Source organism: Rhizobium sophoriradicis (assembly GCF_025200795.1).
GTDB classification, from domain to species: Bacteria; Pseudomonadota; Alphaproteobacteria; order Rhizobiales; family Rhizobiaceae; genus Rhizobium; species Rhizobium sophoriradicis.
Genome location: NZ_CP104152.1, coordinates 3,163,180 through 3,180,815 on the forward strand (window position 1 = coordinate 3,163,180; position 17,636 = coordinate 3,180,815).

Annotated in this window: 12 protein-coding genes and 2 pseudogenes; 2 read left to right on the forward strand and 12 right to left on the reverse strand. The window is 61.8% G+C overall.

Annotated elements, in window-relative coordinates:
• Positions 1-6: 6 nt before the first annotated feature.
• From urtE to N2597_RS15745, 7 genes and pseudogenes are all read right to left on the reverse strand, one after another.
• A complete protein-coding gene (gene urtE, locus N2597_RS15715) occupies positions 7-702 on the reverse strand; it encodes an urea ABC transporter ATP-binding subunit UrtE (protein ID WP_003581844.1) in 696 nt (231 codons plus the stop codon).
• A gap of 18 nt (positions 703-720) precedes the next feature.
• Complete coding sequence (locus tag N2597_RS15720) at positions 721-1,239, reverse strand: hypothetical protein (RefSeq protein ID WP_039623453.1); 519 nt, start codon at positions 1,237-1,239, stop codon at positions 721-723.
• A gap of 74 nt (positions 1,240-1,313) precedes the next feature.
• Positions 1,314-2,069, reverse strand: coding sequence for an urea ABC transporter ATP-binding protein UrtD (urtD, locus tag N2597_RS15725; RefSeq protein ID WP_077990059.1), 756 nt, complete (start codon positions 2,067-2,069; stop codon positions 1,314-1,316).
• Positions 2,070-2,146: 77 nt separating this feature from the next.
• Positions 2,147-3,238 (reverse strand): annotated as a pseudogene (urtC, locus tag N2597_RS15730) (urea ABC transporter permease subunit UrtC); the annotation flags it as partial.
• Positions 3,235-4,857, reverse strand: a complete 1,623-nt coding sequence (gene urtB / locus N2597_RS15735; protein WP_077990057.1) for an urea ABC transporter permease subunit UrtB — start codon at positions 4,855-4,857, stop codon at positions 3,235-3,237. The pseudogene urtC and the gene urtB, both read right to left, overlap by 4 nt.
• A gap of 114 nt (positions 4,858-4,971) precedes the next feature.
• Positions 4,972-6,264, reverse strand: a complete 1,293-nt coding sequence (gene urtA, locus N2597_RS15740) for an urea ABC transporter substrate-binding protein (protein ID WP_039621657.1) — start codon at positions 6,262-6,264, stop codon at positions 4,972-4,974.
• A 185-nt stretch (positions 6,265-6,449) separates the two neighbouring features.
• A pseudogene (locus tag N2597_RS15745) lies at positions 6,450-8,353 on the reverse strand (acid phosphatase).
• A gap of 178 nt (positions 8,354-8,531) precedes the next feature.
• Between N2597_RS15745 and N2597_RS15750 the strand changes: the two are divergent.
• Positions 8,532-11,915 (forward strand): hybrid sensor histidine kinase/response regulator, encoded by a 3,384-nt coding sequence (locus N2597_RS15750; protein ID WP_183598458.1) that lies wholly within the window; start codon positions 8,532-8,534, stop codon positions 11,913-11,915.
• Complete coding sequence (locus N2597_RS15755; protein ID WP_038690863.1) at positions 11,908-12,825, forward strand: response regulator transcription factor; 918 nt, start codon at positions 11,908-11,910, stop codon at positions 12,823-12,825. The genes N2597_RS15750 and N2597_RS15755 overlap by 8 nt, the downstream gene beginning before the upstream one ends.
• Before the next feature lie 187 nt (positions 12,826-13,012).
• Here the strand turns inward: N2597_RS15755 and N2597_RS15760 are convergent, their stop codons facing one another.
• The 5 genes from N2597_RS15760 to livM form a co-directional block, all read right to left on the reverse strand.
• Positions 13,013-14,134, reverse strand: a complete 1,122-nt coding sequence (locus N2597_RS15760; protein WP_183736550.1) for a branched-chain amino acid ABC transporter substrate-binding protein — start codon at positions 14,132-14,134, stop codon at positions 13,013-13,015.
• Between the two features lie 120 nt (positions 14,135-14,254).
• On the reverse strand, positions 14,255-14,608 hold the full coding sequence (locus N2597_RS15765) for a DUF6867 family protein (protein ID WP_038690867.1): 354 nt from the start codon (positions 14,606-14,608) through the stop codon (positions 14,255-14,257).
• Positions 14,609-14,626: 18 nt separating this feature from the next.
• The gene (locus N2597_RS15770) at positions 14,627-15,355 is read right to left on the reverse strand and encodes an ABC transporter ATP-binding protein (protein ID WP_038692754.1); all 729 of its coding nucleotides are present in this window, start codon (positions 15,353-15,355) and stop codon (positions 14,627-14,629) included.
• A gap of 11 nt (positions 15,356-15,366) precedes the next feature.
• Complete coding sequence (locus tag N2597_RS15775) at positions 15,367-16,242, reverse strand: ABC transporter ATP-binding protein (RefSeq protein ID WP_038690869.1); 876 nt, start codon at positions 16,240-16,242, stop codon at positions 15,367-15,369.
• Complete coding sequence (gene livM, locus N2597_RS15780; protein WP_106796573.1) at positions 16,242-17,633, reverse strand: high-affinity branched-chain amino acid ABC transporter permease LivM; 1,392 nt, start codon at positions 17,631-17,633, stop codon at positions 16,242-16,244. The genes N2597_RS15775 and livM overlap by 1 nt, the downstream gene beginning before the upstream one ends.
• Between the last annotated feature and the right edge of the window lie 3 nt (positions 17,634-17,636).

Sequence of the window (17,636 nt, forward strand, 5' to 3'; positions counted from 1 at the left end):
TGCCGGTCAGACGGTCAGATGACGGCGAGCCTCCGGCGTATCCAGCGTCTCGGCAAGTCCTTCATGCACGATCTCGCCACGATCCATGATGTAGACGTAGTCGGCAAGCTCGCGGCAGAAATCTAGGTACTGTTCGACGAGCAGGATCGCCATGCCGGTGGAATCGCGCAGGTAGCGGATTGCCCGGCCGATATCCTTGATGATCGACGGCTGAATGCCCTCGGTCGGCTCGTCGAGCACGAGGATCCTCGGCCGCGTCACCATCGCCCGGCCGATCGCCAGCTGCTGCTGCTGGCCGCCGGAAAGATCGCCGCCGCGCCGCGACAGCATCGACTTCAGCACCGGGAAAAGACTGAAGATATCGTCGGGAATGTTGCGGTCGCGGCGGCCAAGCGGAGCAAAACCTGTTTCGAGATTTTCCTTGACCGTCAGCAGCGGGAAGATTTCCCGCCCCTGCGGCACGTAGCCAATGCCCTGCTTGGCGCGGGCGAAGGGTGGCAGGCCGTTCAGCCTGGTGTCGTTGAAGGTGACGGTGCCGGCCGACAGCGGATGCTGGCCGGTGACCGCGCGCAGAAGCGAACTCTTGCCGACACCGTTGCGCCCGAGCACGCAGGTGATCTTGCCCATCTCCGCCTTGATCGAGATGCCGCGCAGCGCCTGCGCCGCGCCATAATGCAGATTTGCGTTTTCGACTGTCAGCATTCGTTCACCCATTCCCCATCAGTTCATCAGCGTGCGCCTCAGCGTCTGCAAGGCGTACTCCTGTTCTTTTGTTCTTTCGCCGCCGGCCGCGGCCACGTCCTCGGCAATACCGATCAGCTGCTGGCGTTCCTGCATGTCGAGCGCCTTTATCCAGAGATCCCGGAACCGGCGGATCGGATCTTCGGGACTGGTGACATTCTTGGACGCCCACTCGCCGAAAACCAACACCTCTTCCATGTCGCCCGGCCTAATGACACCTTTCATGCGGTTGCGGACGACATCCTTCGCAGCGTCGAGATGGATCGGCTTTTCCTTGGCAAGGCAGAAGAAGAAGGCCACCGCCGCAATTGCCGGATCGGCAATCGATGCCAGCGGCGCTGCCTCCGCCTGCTTGCGAAGCTTTCCGCGCTTATAGGCACCCCGCATACGCTCGACGGAATCGATGATCTCGTTTCCCGCCTCACGCATCATTTTAAAACGCCAATACCAGATGACCGCGCCGCTGATCGCCGCGACCAGAATGCCGAGAAAAGCCATGATGAAACCCCACAATAAACCCGCTCTTTTAGAGCGTCTTCTCTTGTCAGGTTCAAGACTCGAAGTTGCATTCTTCACCGCCCCAGATAGTTCTCAATCACCTTCGGATCCGAACTCACGAAATCGATCGATCCTTCCGCCAGCACCGAGCCTTCCGCAAGGCACGTCACCTTGACGCCGAGGTCGCGGATGAAGCCCATATCGTGTTCGACGACGACGACCGAACGGGTCTTGGCAATATCCTTGAGCAGGATCGCCGTCTCCGCCGTCTCAGCATCGGTCATGCCGGCCACCGGCTCGTCGACGAGCAGCAGCTTTGGCTCCTGCGCCAGCAGCATGCCTATCTCCAGCCACTGCTTCTGCCCATGCGAGAGGTTGGCGGCCAGTTCGTCGCGGCGATGCGTGAGCCGCACTGTCTCCAGGATCTCCTCGATACGCGTCTTGTCTTCGCCGGACAGCCGGTAGAACAGGGTCGAGAACACCCCGCGGCGGCGGTTCAGCGCCAGCTCCAGATTGTCCCAGACCGTATGGCTTTCGAAGACCGTCGGCTTCTGGAATTTGCGGCCGATGCCGAGCTCAGCGATATCGGCTTCGTCCTTCTTGGTGAGGTCGATCGTGCCGTTGAAGAACACCTCGCCTTCGTCAGGCCTGGTCTTGCCGGTGATGATGTCCATCATCGTCGTCTTGCCGGCGCCGTTCGGGCCGATGATGGCGCGAAGTTCGCCCGGTTCGATGACGATCGACAGCGAATTCAGCGCCTTGAAGCCGTCGAAGGAAACCGAGACGCCGCTGAGATAAAGCACGCTGGTGGGTTTGACGTCGGGGATCATGACCTTCACTCCGCTGCCTGAATTTTCGGCTCGATGCCGTCTTCCTGCACCGCCGGCGGCACAGGCTCGGTGACGATTTTCCGCTTGGCGAAATAATGCGAGACCGTGCCGACGACGCCCTTCGGCAGGAACAGCGTGACGGCGACAAAAAGACCGCCGAGCGCAAATAGCCAGAACTCCGGAAAGAGGCCGGTGAAGATCGTCTTGCCGCCATTGACGAGGATCGCGCCGATAATCGGCCCGATCAGCGTCCCTCGTCCGCCGACCGCCGTCCAGATCACGACTTCGATGGAATTGGCCGGCGCGAATTCGCCGGGATTGATGATGCCGACCTGCGGCACGTAGAGCGCGCCGGCTATCCCCGCCATCATCGCCGATATAACGAAGGTGAAGAGTTTGAAATGCTCGACGCGGTAGCCGAGGAAGCGTGTGCGGCTTTCAGCATCACGCACGCCGACCAGCACCTTGCCGAACTTCGAACGCACGATCGCCGAGGCGATTGTAAGCGACAGCGCCAGGAAGATCGCGGTCGCGGCAAAGAGGCTGGCACGCGTGCCGTCGGCCTGGATGTTGTAACCGAGGATATCCTTGAAGTCGGTCATGCCGTTATTGCCGCCGAACCCCATGTCGTTGCGGAAGAAGGCAAGCAGCAGCGCATAGGTCATCGCCTGGGTGATGATCGAGAGGTAGACGCCGTTGACGCGCGAGCGGAAGGCGAACCAGCCGAAGACAAAGGCGAGCAGACCGGGCACGGCGAGCACCATCAACGCCGCGAACCAGAACTGGTCGAAGCCGTACCAGAACCAGGGCAATTCCTTCCAGTTCAAGAACACCATGAAGTCGGGCAGCACGGGATCGCCATAGACGCCGCGCGAGCCGATCTGACGCATCAGATACATGCCCATCGCATAACCGCCGAGCGCGAAGAAAGCGCCGTGGCCTAGTGAGAGGATACCGCAGAAACCCCAGACGAGATCGAGCGCCAGCGCCAGTAGCGCATAGGTCAGATATTTGCCGAACAGCGCCATGATATAGGTCGGAATGTGCAGCGGATGACTCGGGCCAGTCGCAAGGTTCAGAACCGGCACCAGGATGGCGACCACCAGCAACAAGGCGACGGCGATAGAGATCCTGCGATCGAGAGACCGGAGAAGGAAGGCCGTTATCATGCTTCCACCGCCCTTCCTTTGAGTGCGAAGAGCCCGCGCGGACGCTTCTGGATGAAGAGAATGATGAGGACGAGCACCAGGATCTTGCCGAGCACGGCGCCGGCGAAGGGCTCGAGGAACTTGTTGACGACACCGAGCGACAAGGCGCCGACCAGCGTGCCCCAAAGATTGCCGACGCCGCCGAAGACGACGACCATGAAGCTGTCGATGATATAGTTCTGGCCGAGGTTCGGCGAGACGTTGTCGATCTGCGAGAGCGCCACGCCCGCCATGCCGGCGATGCCCGAGCCGAGTGCGAAGGTGAAGGCGTCGACCCAGCCGGTGCGGATGCCCATGGAGGAGGCCATGCGCCGGTTCTGCGTTACCGCCCGCATCTGCAGGCCGAAGGCGGACCGCTTGAGCAGCATCAGCAATGTCAGGAACACCACCATCGAGAAGACGATGATCCAGAGCCGGTTCCAGGTGATGACCAGCCCGCCGAAATCAAAGGCGCCGGACATCCAGCTCGGATTGCGAACCTCGCGGTTGGTCGGGCCGAAATAGCTGCGGATTGCCTGCTGCAGGATCAGCGAAACGCCCCAGGTGGCAAGCAGCGTCTCCAGCGGCCGGCCATAGAGATAGCGGATCACCGAACGTTCTATGACGAGGCCGACGAGGCCGGTGAAGAGGAAGGCGGCCGGCACCGCGAAGGCCAGCGAATAATCGGCGAGCGAAGGAAAGGCCGAGGCGATCGTTTCCTGCACCACATAGGTCGTGTAGGCGCCGATCATCACCATTTCGCCATGCGCCATGTTGATGACGCCCATGACGCCGAAGGTGATGGCCAGGCCGATTGCAGCAAGCAGTAGCACCGAGCCGAGCGACAGGCCGTACCAGACGTTCTGGACGACATCCCAAAGCGCCACGTCGCGCTTGATCGAGTCGATCTCGGCCTGGATTGCCGGCTTCAGATCGTCGGGCGCGGTCGCCATCGCCATCGACAGGATCGTCAGCGCATTGCGGCCGCCGCGCGCCGCGACCGTTTCAATCGCGGCCTTCTTCTCCTCGATGCCGGCGTCGCTCTTCAGCACCATCACGGCGCGCGCCGCTTCCATCGTGTTTTTGATCTCGCCGTCCTTCTCGGCCGAGAGGGCCGAATTCAGGAGATCGAGATTGGCGGGATCGGCGTCCTTGAGCATGCCCTCGGCCGCTGCGAGCCGCGCGGAGCGATCCGGGCTCAGCAGCGTCAACTGACTCATTATGGTCGTGATCGTGGTGCGCAGCGCATTGTTGATCTTGACCTTCGACATCATGTCGGGATCGATGTCGGCGACCGCCTCGCCGGTGATCGGGTCGGAATAAGTCGGCTCGTCCTCCGTGCCGCCCTGCACGAGAACGGGGCCGCCTTCCGAATTGACATAGAGCTGGCCGTCGCTCAAGCGCTGCAGGATCTGGCTCACATGCGGATCCCCGGAAGCGACGAGCGCCCGGATGGCCGCATCGCGCTCGGGAAAGCCGCCGACGCCGAGTGCATCGACAAGGGCATGCACATCGTCCTGGGCGCGAAGGCCGGCCACCGGCAGCGTCAGCCCCGAGAGCAGGCACAATGTCAGAAGAAAAATCTTGATGGCGCGAAACATCTTCTCTCTCGCCGTGATTGTCGCCGACCTGGAGGCGCAGCGGTAAGGACGGAGCTTCCGTCCGGATCGGCTCCGGACGGAAGTCTTCAGGCTGTCAACGGATCGGATCCTTCCTCAGGAGCCCTTGCCGCCGCACTTGCCGGTGGCGACATTGAAGTTGCCGCAGTTGAGGGGCTTGCGCCAATCGGAGATCAGGTCCTTGGAGTCGGGCAGGTAATCCGACCATTCGTCGCCGACGACGGCAGGCGTCTGCTGGACGATTTCGAACTGGCCGTCGGCCTGGATTTCACCGATCAGCACCGGCTTGGTGATGTGGTGGTTCGGCATGACGGTGGCATAACCGCCGGAGAGGTTCGGCACGGTGACGCCGATGATGTTGTCGAGGACGGCATCGGTATTGGTGGTGCCGGCGGCCTGAACGGCCTTTACCCAGGCGTTGAAGCCGATATAGGCGGCTTCCATTGGGTCGTTGGTCACGCGCTTGTCGTTCTTGGTGAACGCGTGCCATTCCTTGATGAACTTCTTGTTGGCCGGGCTTTCAACCGACTCGAAGTAGTTCCAGGCGGCGAGGTGGCCGACGAGCGGCTTGGTGTCGAGACCGGCAAGCTCTTCTTCGCCGACCGAGAAGGCGACGACGGGAATGTCGGTTGCCTTGATGCCCTGGTTGCCGAGTTCCTTGTAGAAGGGCACGTTGGCGTCCCCATTGATGGTGGAGACGACGGCGGTCTTCTTGCCGGCCGAGCCGAATTCCTTGATCTTGGCGACCTCCGTCTGCCAGTCGGAGAAACCGAACGGCGTGTAGTTGACGAGAATGTCTTCCTTCGGAATGCCCTTGGATTCGAGATAGGCCGCAAGGATCTTGTTGGTTGTGCGGGGATAGACGTAGTCGGTGCCTTCAAGCACGAAGCGCTTCACGCCCTCGGTGTTCATCAGGTAGTCGACCGCCGGAATCGCCTGCTGGTTCGGAGCAGCACCGGTGTAGAAGATGTTGCGCGAGGATTCCTCGCCTTCATACTGCACGGGGTAGAAGAGCAGCGAGTTCAGCTCTTCGAAAACCGGCAGCACCGACTTGCGCGAGGACGATGTCCAGCAGCCGAAGACGGCGGCAACCTTGTCCTTTTCGATCAGCTCGCGGGCCTTTTCGGCAAACAGCGGCCAGTCGGAAGCCGGATCGACGACGACGGCTTCGAGCTTCTTGCCGAGAAGACCGCCCTTCTTGTTCTGCTCGTCGATGAGCATCAGCATGGCGTCTTTCAGCGTGGTTTCGGAAATCGCCATCGTGCCGGAAAGCGAATGCAGCACGCCGACCTTGATGGTGTCATCGGCCGCGACCGCGCCATTTAGGGCGGCCGACGCCGCCATGACGGCGCCGAGTGCAGCACCCGTGATAGTGGATTTGAGATTCATATGGTTGATCCCCTCTCTTGTTCCGCAACAGGCCGGAAACGGAGTTAACTGTTGCCGAGGCGACTATCGGGTGCCGCATCGCAAAAACACATACGCAAAATGACGTAGGCGCAGGAGGTAAACGGGCAGGCCGAAAAGCAAAGGGCATCCCGCGACCGGGATGCCCTCCAGCTATGACACGGAAATCAGTCGCCGATCGTCAAAGTGACCGATGTCGGACCATAGGAGAGGCTCGCCCTGTGGCCGGAGATGGTGAACTTGCCGAAGCTGCCGGTGACGTTGGATGCCTTCAGAATCTCGATCGTGGTTCCGGGCGCCGGGGTGAAGCCGTCGGCAAGCGTGACGTCGAGGTCGCCGGCGAGCTCCGCCTTGCCCTCGACAACGAGTGTGCCGGCACCGTCCGCGCCAATCGCCAGCTTCACGACAGCATTGGAGGTCTGCTGATAGTCGCCACCCACGGTCAACGGCTTGTCGGCGGCGAGAACCAGCGAGCCACCATTGACAGTCAGCCCGCCGTTGCCGAAGGCCGAAGACGAGCCGGCGACCAACACGCCCTCTTCCAGAACCGTGCCGCCCGCATAGCTGTTGGCGCCTGACAGGCCGAGGATGCCGCTGCCGCTCTTCACCAGCCTGCCCTTGCCGGCGATGTCGTTGCGCCAGGTGTCGATTGCACTGAAGCCACCCTTGGCCGCATCCATCGTCACGCTTACATCCTGGTCGAAGGCGCCGTAACCGTCGGCTGCGGCGAACAGGTTGAGGCGGCCGTACCCTTCGGCGTCGTCGATGAGCGGATAGCCAGAGGCGATCGCCGTCGTCTTCAAAACCTCGCGGCGCTGTTCGCCGTCGAGATAAGGCAGACGGGTCTCGAGCAGCGCTTCGGCGCCCTGCGGCACGCGGGCCGGCTGATCGGTCGCATGGATCGTCGGCAGGCCGTAGCTCAGACGCTGCAGCACGTAAGCGCGATTGGCGTCATGATCGGCAAAACGGTCTGCGGCAAGCGGCGCGGCATGGGCGGCGACTTGAAGCGCCCCCGCATCGGCAACGCCCGACTTGGCGATCAGCCACGATTGTGCCTGGGCGTAAGCGTCGCTCTTCAGCGCTGAATTGTCGGCCTTGTTCAGATTGTAGAGACCGTCGCGGTGCCGAGCATGCGGCCGCCCATCACGTCGAGCGGAGAATGCATGCCGGAAAGGATGCGATCCTCGCCCAGTTCGCTGGCGCGCGTAATCATTTCCTGAAAGCGTTGCGGCACGAGATAGGCCATGGCGAGCGCATCCCGCCACGCTTCCGCCGTATGCCCGCTCGGGAAACCGCCGTCCTCGACCGGCTTGCCGCTCTTGGCGGGCACCAGGGTCGGGACAACCGACACGTCCTGGCTCCAGCGATACGGACGGCCATATTTAAAATAGCGCTTGGCGGGTTCCGTCGAGCCGTCAGCGCTTGCGGCGTTGATGAAGTCGATCGCAAGCCCCATGTCCGGGTTGGCATCGGTCTTGTTTTCCGGATCCGGCTTGCTGCCGGCGCCGCGATTATTGCCCTTGTCGTCATATTTGACCGTCGTCGCGTCGGCCGCCACCTCGGTGATCGTGGTGGTCTGCTTGGAGCCGGCCTTCCAGGCATCCGTCAGCGGGCCGAGGCCGTCGACGATGCTGGCATTCTTGCCGCGCCGGTCGTCGAGATAGGCGGCGACCGCCTGCTCGGCCGTCCGCGCCCGCGTCGCCTTGACGACATAAGCGATGTTCGCATCATGAACGAGCTTGTTGACGATCTGGCCGTCGGTTTTGCTGAAAGGAATGCCGTCCCAATCCGTCTTGGCGACCGCCGGGCAATTGTCCTTGGCCGGCGCTTCGACGCCCGCGTCGACAAAAGGCGTGCGCGGGGTCCAGACTTCGAGGAAGCCGGAGAGAAGGTGAACGGCGGCATTGGTGTCGGCAGTCGAAAAACAGGCGTCACCGCGTTTGTTGGTGTTTCCGGCCTCGACGTAAGGTGCTTTCGCCGCCGTGGCCTGCTCGGCGCCAGCAAGCGACGGCACGATCGAAACGAGGCAGACGAGAGCAGTGCTCAGGCGGAAAAGGCTTGAAACAGACATGGATGATACCTGAAATGGTTGAAGGAACGGCGGGAGAGTTAGAGGGCGAGTGTGACAGAGCGGCTTCAAAAATATGGCAGTTCAGTGAATCTGCCAGTGCTCCGCCCTTGCCTTTCTCACCCATACCGCCAAAACTGTTCCGAGACGATTAGGCCAACCGGAATGTCGAAAGGAAGACATGGCAGCGCGCCAACGCATCATTCCGGTAAGACGCGAATATAATCGCTGGGTCGCCAACCAGACGCTGGAAGATTACGCGCTGCGTTTCACCGCAAAGAGCGCCCGCCACTTCTCCTCGCAGCGCATCGCGCAGACGGCGATCGGCGCGATCTCCTTCCTGGCGCTCGAGGCGATCGGCGGCGCCATCACACTCTCCTACGGCACCACCAACGCCTTCTACGCCATCATCGTCGCAAGCATCGCCATGCTGGCGATCGGCCTGCCGATCAGCCGCTACGCCATCCGCCACGGCGTCGATATCGATCTGCTGACGCGCGGCGCCGGTTTCGGCTATATCGGCTCGACCATCACCTCGCTGATCTATGCGAGCTTCACCTTCATGCTGTTTGCCATCGAGGCCTCGATCATGTCCGGCGCGTTGGAACTGACGCTCGGCATTCCGCTCTGGATCGGCTATATCGTCAGCGCCGTCATGGTGATCCCGCTGGTGACGCACGGCGTGCGGCTGATCAGCAAGTTCCAGCTGATGACCCAGCCCTTCTGGATCGTGCTGAATATCCTGCCCTTCCTCTTCATCGCCTTCATGGACTGGGAAAAATTCGATCTCTGGCGTGCCTTTGCCGGCATCCGCCAAACCTCCGGCCCGCCAGGCACGGTCGCCGCGTTCGATCTGGTGCAATTCGGGGCAGCCTCGGCCGTCATCCTGGCGCTGATGTCGCAGATCGGCGAACAGGCCGATTTCCTCCGCTTCCTGCCGCCGGAGCCGCGGCGCAAGTGGCGCCATCGTCTGGCCGTCTTCCTTGCCGGACCCGGCTGGGTCGTCATCGGTGCGCCGAAGCTGCTTGCCGGTTCCTTCCTGGTCGTGCTGACCCTGGCCTCCGGCGTGCCGGTCGATCGCGCCGCCGACCCGGCGCAGATGTATCTGACCGCCTTCGGCTACATGGTCCCCTGGCACAATGCCGCGCTGCTGCTGATGGCCGCCTTCGTCGTCGTCTCGCAGCTGAAGATCAACGTGATGAATGCCTATGCCGGCTCGCTCGCCTGGTCAAACTTCTTCTCGCGGCTGACGCACAGCCATCCCGGCCGCGTCATCTGGCTGGTCTTCAACGTCGCGATCGCCCTGCTCTTGATGGAACTCGGGATCTACCGGCTGCTGGAGGAGACGCTTGGCATCTTTTCAATCATCGCCATGGCCTGGCTGTGCACGATCTTCGCCGATCTCTTCATCAACAAGCCGCTTGGGCTCGCTCCCCCCGGTATCGAGTTCAAGCGCGCCCATCTCTACGACATCAATCCGGTCGGCCTCGGCGCCATGACGCTGTCGGCAACAATATCGCTGATCGCTCATTTCGGCGCCTTCGGCGCTATCGCCGCCTCGCTCGCCCCCTATATCACCCTCATCATAGCGCTTATCGCCTCGCCGGCGCTCGCCTTAGCGACAAAAGGAAAATACTACCTCGCCCGCAAGCCGCGCCAGAGCTGGAAGAACCTGACGAGCATCACCTGCTCCGTCTGCGAACATCCTTTCGAGCCGGAGGATATGGCGTGGTGTCCGGCCTATGCCGCCCCGATCTGCTCGCTCTGCTGCTCGCTCGACAGCCGCTGCCACGACATGTGCAAACCGGCCGCCCGTTTCAACGCGCAGGTCGGCACCGTCGACAAGGTGCTGCTGCCGGAAACCATTCTGGGCAAGCTGACGACGCGCCTCGGCCGCTACGGCATCGCCGTCGTCCTGGCCTTGACCGCCATCGGCGCGATCCTGGCAATGATCGCCCATCAGGTCGCCGCCGCCTCCCCCGAGACGGCTGAAGTCGTCAACCGCACCATCCTCATCGTCTTCTTCGTCTTCTCGGTGATCGCAGGCGTCGTCTGCTGGTTCTATGTGCTCGCCCATGACAGCCGCGTCGTCGCCGAGGAAGAATCCTCGCGCCAGAACACGCTGCTGCTCAAGGAAATCGCCGCCCACAAGAAGACCGACGCCGCCCTGCAGAATGCCAAGGAGACGGCTGAGGCCGCCAACCGCGCCAAGAGCCGCTATGTCGTCGGCCTCAGCCATGAACTGCGCACGCCGTTGAATGCCGTGCTCGGTTACGCCCAGATCCTCGAGCGCGACGAAACCATTCCTCCGCCGCGCCAATCCTCGATCAAGGTCATCCGCCGCAGCGCCGAACACCTCTCCGGGCTGATCGACGGACTGCTCGACATCTCCAAGATCGAGGCCGGCCGCCTGCAGGTCTATTCCAACGAGATCAACATCCAGGATTTCCTCGACCAGATCGTCGAGATGTTCCGGCCGCAGGCGCAGGCAAAGGGGCTTGACTTCGTTCACGATCGCTCGCCGGCCCTGCCGCAATTCGTCCGCACGGACGAAAAACGGCTGCGCCAGATCCTCGTCAACCTGCTCTCCAATGCCATCAAGTTCACCGACGAAGGCAGAATCACCTTCGATGTCGGCTATCGCAGCCAGGTGGCGACCTTCACCGTTGCCGATACCGGCCGCGGCATCACAGAGAAGGACCTGCCCCGCATCTACGAACCCTTCCAGCGCGGCGAGGCCGAAAGCGTGCGGCCGATGCCGGGTCTCGGGCTCGGCCTCACCATCACCCGGCTTCTGACCAACACTCTCGGCGGCGAGATTTCAGTCTCGAGCGTGAGGGACGAGGGTTCGACATTCCGCGTGCGGCTGATGCTGTCGGCCGTCATGCGCGCTGCCGCCCCGCCGCAGGAAAAGCGCATCGTCGGTTATGACGGTTCGCGCCGCACTTTGGTTGTCGTCGACGATAATGAAGATCACCGCGAAATGATGCGCGAAATCCTGGCACCGCTCGATTTCATCGTTCTGACGGCGGCAGGCGGCGCCGAATGCCTGACGCTGATCGACGGCATCATGCCGGATCTCTTCCTCGTCGATATCCTGATGCCCGGCATGACCGGCTGGCAGCTCGTCTCGCGCCTGCGCGAGGTCGGCCAGACGGCGCCGATGGTGATGCTTTCGGCCAATATCGGCGATGCGGCCGTTCTGAGCGACAGTGACGACAGCCACAATGATGCGATCGGCAAGCCGGTCGATATCCGCCAGCTGCGCGACAAACTCGCCCTCCATCTCGGCCTGAAATGGATCTATGCCGACGACGCCCCCGCCATTGTGGAAAAGACCGAAGCGTCGATGCTCAGTCCTGGCCCGGCTCATGTGCAGGAATTGCTGCGGCTCGGGGAGATCGGCTATATCAGAGGCATCGAAGCCAAGCTTTCGGACCTTGCCAAGCTGGAGGCAAATCGGCCATTCACGGAAGAGCTTCGCGCCTACGTCGCCGCCTTCGACATGGGCGGCTTCATGACCTTCCTGCACGACTTCGACGAAAAGGTGGAATCCATTGGCTGAGCCGGCCCTGCCCCGTGACATCGTTCTGCTTGTCGACGACTCACCCGAAGCGCTCGGCTTCCTGACCGATGCGCTCGAGCAATCCGGCTTTTCCGTGCTTATCGCCACATCGGGCACGGCAGCGCTCGGTATCGTCGAGCGCATCACACCCGATCTCATCCTGCTCGACGCCGTCATGCCCGCCATGGATGGCTTCGAGACTTGCCGCAGGCTGAAGGCGAATGTCGCTGCGGCGCAGGTGCCTGTCATCTTCATGACCGGCCTGACCGAGACCGAGCATGTCGTGCATGCGCTGGAATCCGGCGGTGTCGATTACCTCAGCAAACCGATCAATATCGACGAGCTGCGCGCCCGCATTCGCGTCCATCTCAGAAATGCCCGCTCGACCCAGAGCGCCCGCGTCGCCCTCGACGCCGCCGGGCGCCATCTGCTGGCGGTCAAGGGCGACGGCGCGATCCATTGGTCGACGCCGCAGGCAACGCGCCTTGTCAATGCCGCCATGGGCAGCGACGACGGCATGGAAATCGTCGTCCGCCACATCGCCGGCTGGATGCGCGACCGCGTCGCCACAGCACGCGACGGCATCATCTCGATCGCCCATGCCGGCCAGGCGGCGCTGCAGCTCGCCTTCCTCGGCGCGATCGGCCCTGACGAATATCTTTTTCGCCTCACTGCCGCCAATCCGCGCAGCGACGACGAGATGCTGCGCCAGCGCTTCTCGCTCACCCAGCGCGAATCCGAAGTGCTGCTCTGGATCGCCAAGGGCAAGGCCAACCGCGACATCGGCGAAATACTGGGATTGTCGGCGCGCACGGTGAACAAGCATCTCGAACAGATCTACGTGAAGCTCGGCGTCGAAAACCGCGCATCGGCCGCCGTGAAGGCGACCCATGTGCTGCACGAGATGTGAGCGATCTCGGGCGGCACGGCATCGCCGCTGCCGCCGCCGAAACTGCCGAGGATCTTCGCGCCAGCAGGAATCGGCGGGACCGTTTGCAGCGATGACACTGCGGCGAACGGAAAACGAAACCTTCGTCAAACAAAGAAGCCCGGTCGGAACCGGGCTTCAATCTCATATCCCAAAATGGAAGTTATGCTTACATGCCCTGCGGGACGTAGGTGTACTTGCCGTCCGCGCCCTTCTTCCATTCGTACATGATGTAACCAGGAATCTTCGGGTCGCCCTTTTCGTCGAACGAGATATCGCCGAGAACCGTCGGGAACGGACCCTTTTCCTTCATCGCCGTGGCAACGGCCTCAGGATCCACCGAACCGGCAGCCTTGGCGGCACCGGCGATCGCCTGCATCGCAGCATAGGAGTAGAGCGTGTAGGCTTCCGGGTTGAAACCGGCGGCCTTGAACTTTTCGACGAGTTCCTTGTTTGCCGGGTTCAGCGTCGGGTCGGGACCGAAGGTGTTGAGGGTACCGGCAACAGCGTCACCAGCGATCGAAGCCAGCTCGTTCGAAACGATGCCAGGGCCCGAAACCAGCGTTGCCTTCAGGCCCTGGTCGGCGGCCTGACGGATGATGAGACCGGCTTCGGTGTGCAGGCCGCCCCAATAGATGATCGAGACGCCGGCTTCCTTCATCTTGGCGATGAGGGCCGAGAAGTCCTTGTCGCCGACGTTGATGCCTTCGTACATTACTTCGGTCACGCCGGCGGCATTCATCGCCTTCTTGGTTTCGTCGGCAAGACCTTGACCGTAGGGGGTCTTGTCGTGAACGACGGCGATCTTTGCATCCTTGAAGTGGTCGGCAAGATACTTGCCGGCGATGGCGCCCTGCTGGTCGTCACGGCCGCAGGTACGGAACGTGTTCCAGAGACCGCGCTCGGTGAACTTCGGGTTGGTAGCGGCCGGGGTGATTTCGAGAATGCCGTTTTCGGCATAGACTTCCGAAGCCGGGATGGAAACGCCCGAGTTGAAGTGACCGATAACGAACTTGACGCCGTCAGCAACGAATTTGTTGGCGACCGAAATGCCCTGCTTCGGGTCGGAGACGTCGTCGCCGAGCTCGATCTTGATCTGCTCGCCGTTGATGCCGCCGGCAGCGTTGATATCGGCCGCCGCCTGCTCGGCACCCTTCTGAAGCTGCGCGCCGAAAGCGGCGTTCGGGCCGGTCAGCGGACCAGCGACAGCGATGAGAACGTCGGCCCAGGCGTTGCCGCTGAAGGCGACCATCGCCGTCAGAGCCACTGCCGACAGAAGAGACTTCTTCATATTGTTACTCCCAATTTTTGGGCGGGTTCCGGTCCAAGGCCCGGCGCATTACCCACCATTGACTGCGCCAGGAAAGCTGTTCCACTCTGAAGGCAATTCATGCCTAGTTTCAACGGACTGTCAATGTTTGTCCTTCCACGAAAACGCGGAAGTTTTTTCGTACAGCCAGTAATAGTTGTTGACCATCTGATTGGTGCGGCGATAGCGGAAGCCGGCCGTCGAGAAGACGAGCAGCGTCACGAAATCGATGCCGTAATAGAGGGCGCTGAGCATCGGTCCGTTGAACAGGGCGTGGTGCAGGAACTGCATCGCCCAGGCAAGCAGGAAGGTATAGACGACGACCAGCGGATAATTGTTCCAGCCGTCGGCAACCGCCTTGCCGGCCCGCCAGGCCGTCCAGAAGCCGATCAGCACGACGAGCGTACGGATGACGATCCGAACGCCGATATCGCTTTCGAAGAAAAGACCCTGCATATCAAACTCTCCCTTCGACTAATGTCTTCCGCCTTCGAGATAGGCGGCGCGAACCTCGGGATTGGCGAGCAGTTCCTTGCCGGAGCCGCTCATCGTCACCTTGCCGTTCACCATCACGTAAGCGCGATGGGAAAGCCTCAGCGCAGCGAATGCATTCTGCTCGACGAGGAATACGGTTAGCCCTTCCTGTTCGTTGAGCTTGCGGATCGCCTCGAAAATGCCCTTGACGATCAGCGGCGCAAGGCCGAGCGAGGGTTCGTCGAGCAGCAGGAGCTTCGGGCGCGCCATCAGCGCGCGGCCGATCGACAGCATCTGCTGCTCGCCGCCCGAAAGCGTGCCGCCGCGCTGGGCGTGGCGTTCCTTGAGACGCGGGAAGAGCGTGAAGATCTTCTCGACGTCCTCGGCGAAATATTTGAGATTGTCGAGGCCGGCGCCCATCTGGAGGTTTTCCAGGACCGTCATGCGCGGAAAGATGCGGCGTCCCTCAGGCGACTGCGCGATCCGCAGGCGCGCAATCTCGTGTGTCGGCAGCTTGGTGATATCGCGGCCCTCGAAGACGACCACGCCCTTGCGGGCCTGTGGACTGCCGCAAATCGTCATCATCAGCGTCGACTTGCCGGCGCCGTTGGCGCCGATGAGGCTGACGATCTCGCCCTTGTTGACCTGAACATCGATGCCGGCCAGCGCACGGATATTGCCGTAATAGGTTTCGACGCCATTCACCTGAAGGAGCGGTTGGCCCGTCATTACTTCGCCCATCAGTTTGCGCCTCCTTCGAGCTGCTCGACGGCTGCGATCACCTCTTCCACTTCTTCATCCTCGACGCCGAGATAGGCCGCGATGACCTTCGGATCGTTCTTGACGTGATCCGGCGTGCCATCGGAAATCTTCTGGCCGTATTCGAGGACGACGACATGGTCGGAGATTTCCATCACCACCGACATGTCGTGCTCGATGAGCAGGATCGACGTTCCGGTTTCAGCCCGGATGCTCTGCAGCAGCGCATTGAGCGTTGCCGATTCCCGCGGGTTGAGGCCGGCGGCCGGTTCGTCCAGGCAAAGCAGCTCCGGGCCGGTGCACATGGCACGGGCAATCTCGAGACGCCGCTGGGCGCCGTAAGGCAGATCGCCTGCCGGATCGTCGGCACGATCGATCAGATCGGCCTTTACCAGCCAATGACGCGCGAGCTCGATCGCCGCGGCGGCCTCTCGCCTGTAGGGGCCGACGCCGATGAGGCCGAGGATGGTATAACCCGATGCCTGCATCAGCTTGTTGTGCTGGGCGACCAGCAGGTTTTCGAGAACCGTCAGGCCGGAGAACAGCCGGATGTTCTGGAAGGTGCGCGCTACCTTCGCTTCTTTGGTGATACGAAAGTCCGGCAGACGCTCCAGCAGATATTGCTTGCCGCTCTTCTGATTAAGCGTGATCATGCCCATCGTCGGCTTGTAGAAGCCGGTGATGCAGTTGAAGACGGTGGTCTTGCCGGCGCCGTTCGGGCCGATCAGCGCGGTGATATCGCCGCGCTTGGCTTCGAAGGAGAAGTCGTTGATGGCCATCAGGCCGCCGAACTTCATCGACAGGTGCTCGACCTTGAGCAGCGTATCGCTCGATATCGTGTTGGTAACGGGGCTCATCAACCGTGGCCCTCCTTGGTAAAGCTTCCGGATATTGCCTTGCGCTCCTTGAGGAAGGCCGTCGGTTCACGCGAGCCTACGAAACCGCGCGGCTTGAACAGCATGACGACGACCATGGCGAGGCCGAAGAGCAGCATGCGGTAGAGTTCCGGCGTGAAGTCTGGCCCGAAGACCACTTTCAGGAAGTCCATTTCGCGCAGCGCCTCGGTGCCGCCGACCATGACGATCGCAGCGATCGCGATGCCGGTCAGCGAGCCCATGCCGCCGAGAACGACGATGGCGAGAACGACCGCCGATTCCAGGAAGATGAAGGATTCCGGCGAGACGAAGCCCTGCCGCGCTGCGAAGAACGAGCCGGCGAAGCCGCCGAACATCGCACCCGTCGCGAAGGCCGTGAGCTTGGTCGTCACCGTGTTGATGCCGAGCGAACGGCAGGCGATCTCGTCTTCGCGCAGCGCTTCCCAGGCACGCCCGATCGGCATGCGGCGCAGCCGGATGGTGACGTAGGCCGTCAGCATGCAAAGCGCCAGGATGAGATAGAAGAGGAAGATCTTGTAGTAGGCGGACGACATCGGCAGCTGGAAGAGCTTGGCAAAGCCGCCGGCCGTCGCATCGAAGGGGATGCCGAACAGCGTCGCCTTCGGAATGCTCGAGATGCCGAACGTCCCCTTGGTCACATCGGTCCAGTTGATGAGGACGAGACGAATGATTTCTCCGAAGGCAAGCGTGACGATGGCGAGATAGTCACCGCGCAGGCGCAGCACCGGGAAGCCGAGGATGACGCCCCAGAGTGCGGCCAAGATGCCGGAAAGCGGCAGCAGCACCCAGAAGGACAGGCCGAAATAGCTTGACAGCAGCGCGTAGGAATAGGCGCCGACCGCGTAAAAGGCGACATATCCGAGATCGAGCAGACCGGCGAGACCGACAACGATGTTCAGCCCCCAGGCGAGCATCACGTAGATCAGGATCTGGATGCCGAAGTTGTCGATCCACTTCAGCGAGCCCTGGGCACCGACCAGCGCCACGATCACGACAGGATAGAGCACGAGCGCAAGCAGCGCGATCTTCAGGAAGTGCCGATGGAAGAAGTTCTTCTCGGTCGAAATATCGAGATCGCCCTCCCGCGCCTTTCTAAGCTTGCGGCGGTCGATGTTCGGCTTGATGAAAACGACCATCAGGAAACGGCCGATGGCAGCGACAGCGACGAAGATCGCAAGCAATCCCCAGCGCTGGACGATGATCAGCTCGTTGTTGATGTTCTGATCGGTCTTCAGACCGACATAGAGAACGAACATGCCGAGTGACAGGACGGCGGCGAAAAGGGCTTCGGTAAGGCCTTTGCGGACAAGTCCGGCATCGGGCTTGCCTGCAGTATTCTCGATGTTTGCCATGAC

What these genes read in the sequence shown, in the direction of transcription:
- N2597_RS15775 (WP_038690869.1), bottom strand. Translation starts at nt 16,242, where the DNA reads ATGAGCCCCGTTACCAACACGATATCGAGCGATACGCTGCTCAAGGTC.
- urtA (WP_039621657.1), bottom strand. Translation starts at nt 6,264, where the DNA reads ATGAATCTCAAATCCACTATCACGGGTGCTGCACTCGGCGCCGTCATG.
- N2597_RS15765 (WP_038690867.1), bottom strand. Translation starts at nt 14,608, where the DNA reads ATGCAGGGTCTTTTCTTCGAAAGCGATATCGGCGTTCGGATCGTCATC.
- livM (WP_106796573.1), bottom strand. Translation starts at nt 17,633, where the DNA reads ATGGCAAACATCGAGAATACTGCAGGCAAGCCCGATGCCGGACTTGTC.
- N2597_RS15760 (WP_183736550.1), bottom strand. Translation starts at nt 14,134, where the DNA reads ATGAAGAAGTCTCTTCTGTCGGCAGTGGCTCTGACGGCGATGGTCGCC.
- urtE (WP_003581844.1), bottom strand. Translation starts at nt 702, where the DNA reads ATGCTGACAGTCGAAAACGCAAATCTGCATTATGGCGCGGCGCAGGCG.
- N2597_RS15770 (WP_038692754.1), bottom strand. Translation starts at nt 15,355, where the DNA reads ATGACGGGCCAACCGCTCCTTCAGGTGAATGGCGTCGAAACCTATTAC.
- urtD (WP_077990059.1), bottom strand. Translation starts at nt 2,069, where the DNA reads ATGATCCCCGACGTCAAACCCACCAGCGTGCTTTATCTCAGCGGCGTC.
- urtB (WP_077990057.1), bottom strand. Translation starts at nt 4,857, where the DNA reads ATGTTTCGCGCCATCAAGATTTTTCTTCTGACATTGTGCCTGCTCTCG.
- N2597_RS15720 (WP_039623453.1), bottom strand. Translation starts at nt 1,239, where the DNA reads ATGGCTTTTCTCGGCATTCTGGTCGCGGCGATCAGCGGCGCGGTCATC.
- N2597_RS15750 (WP_183598458.1), top strand. Translation starts at nt 8,532, where the DNA reads ATGGCAGCGCGCCAACGCATCATTCCGGTAAGACGCGAATATAATCGC.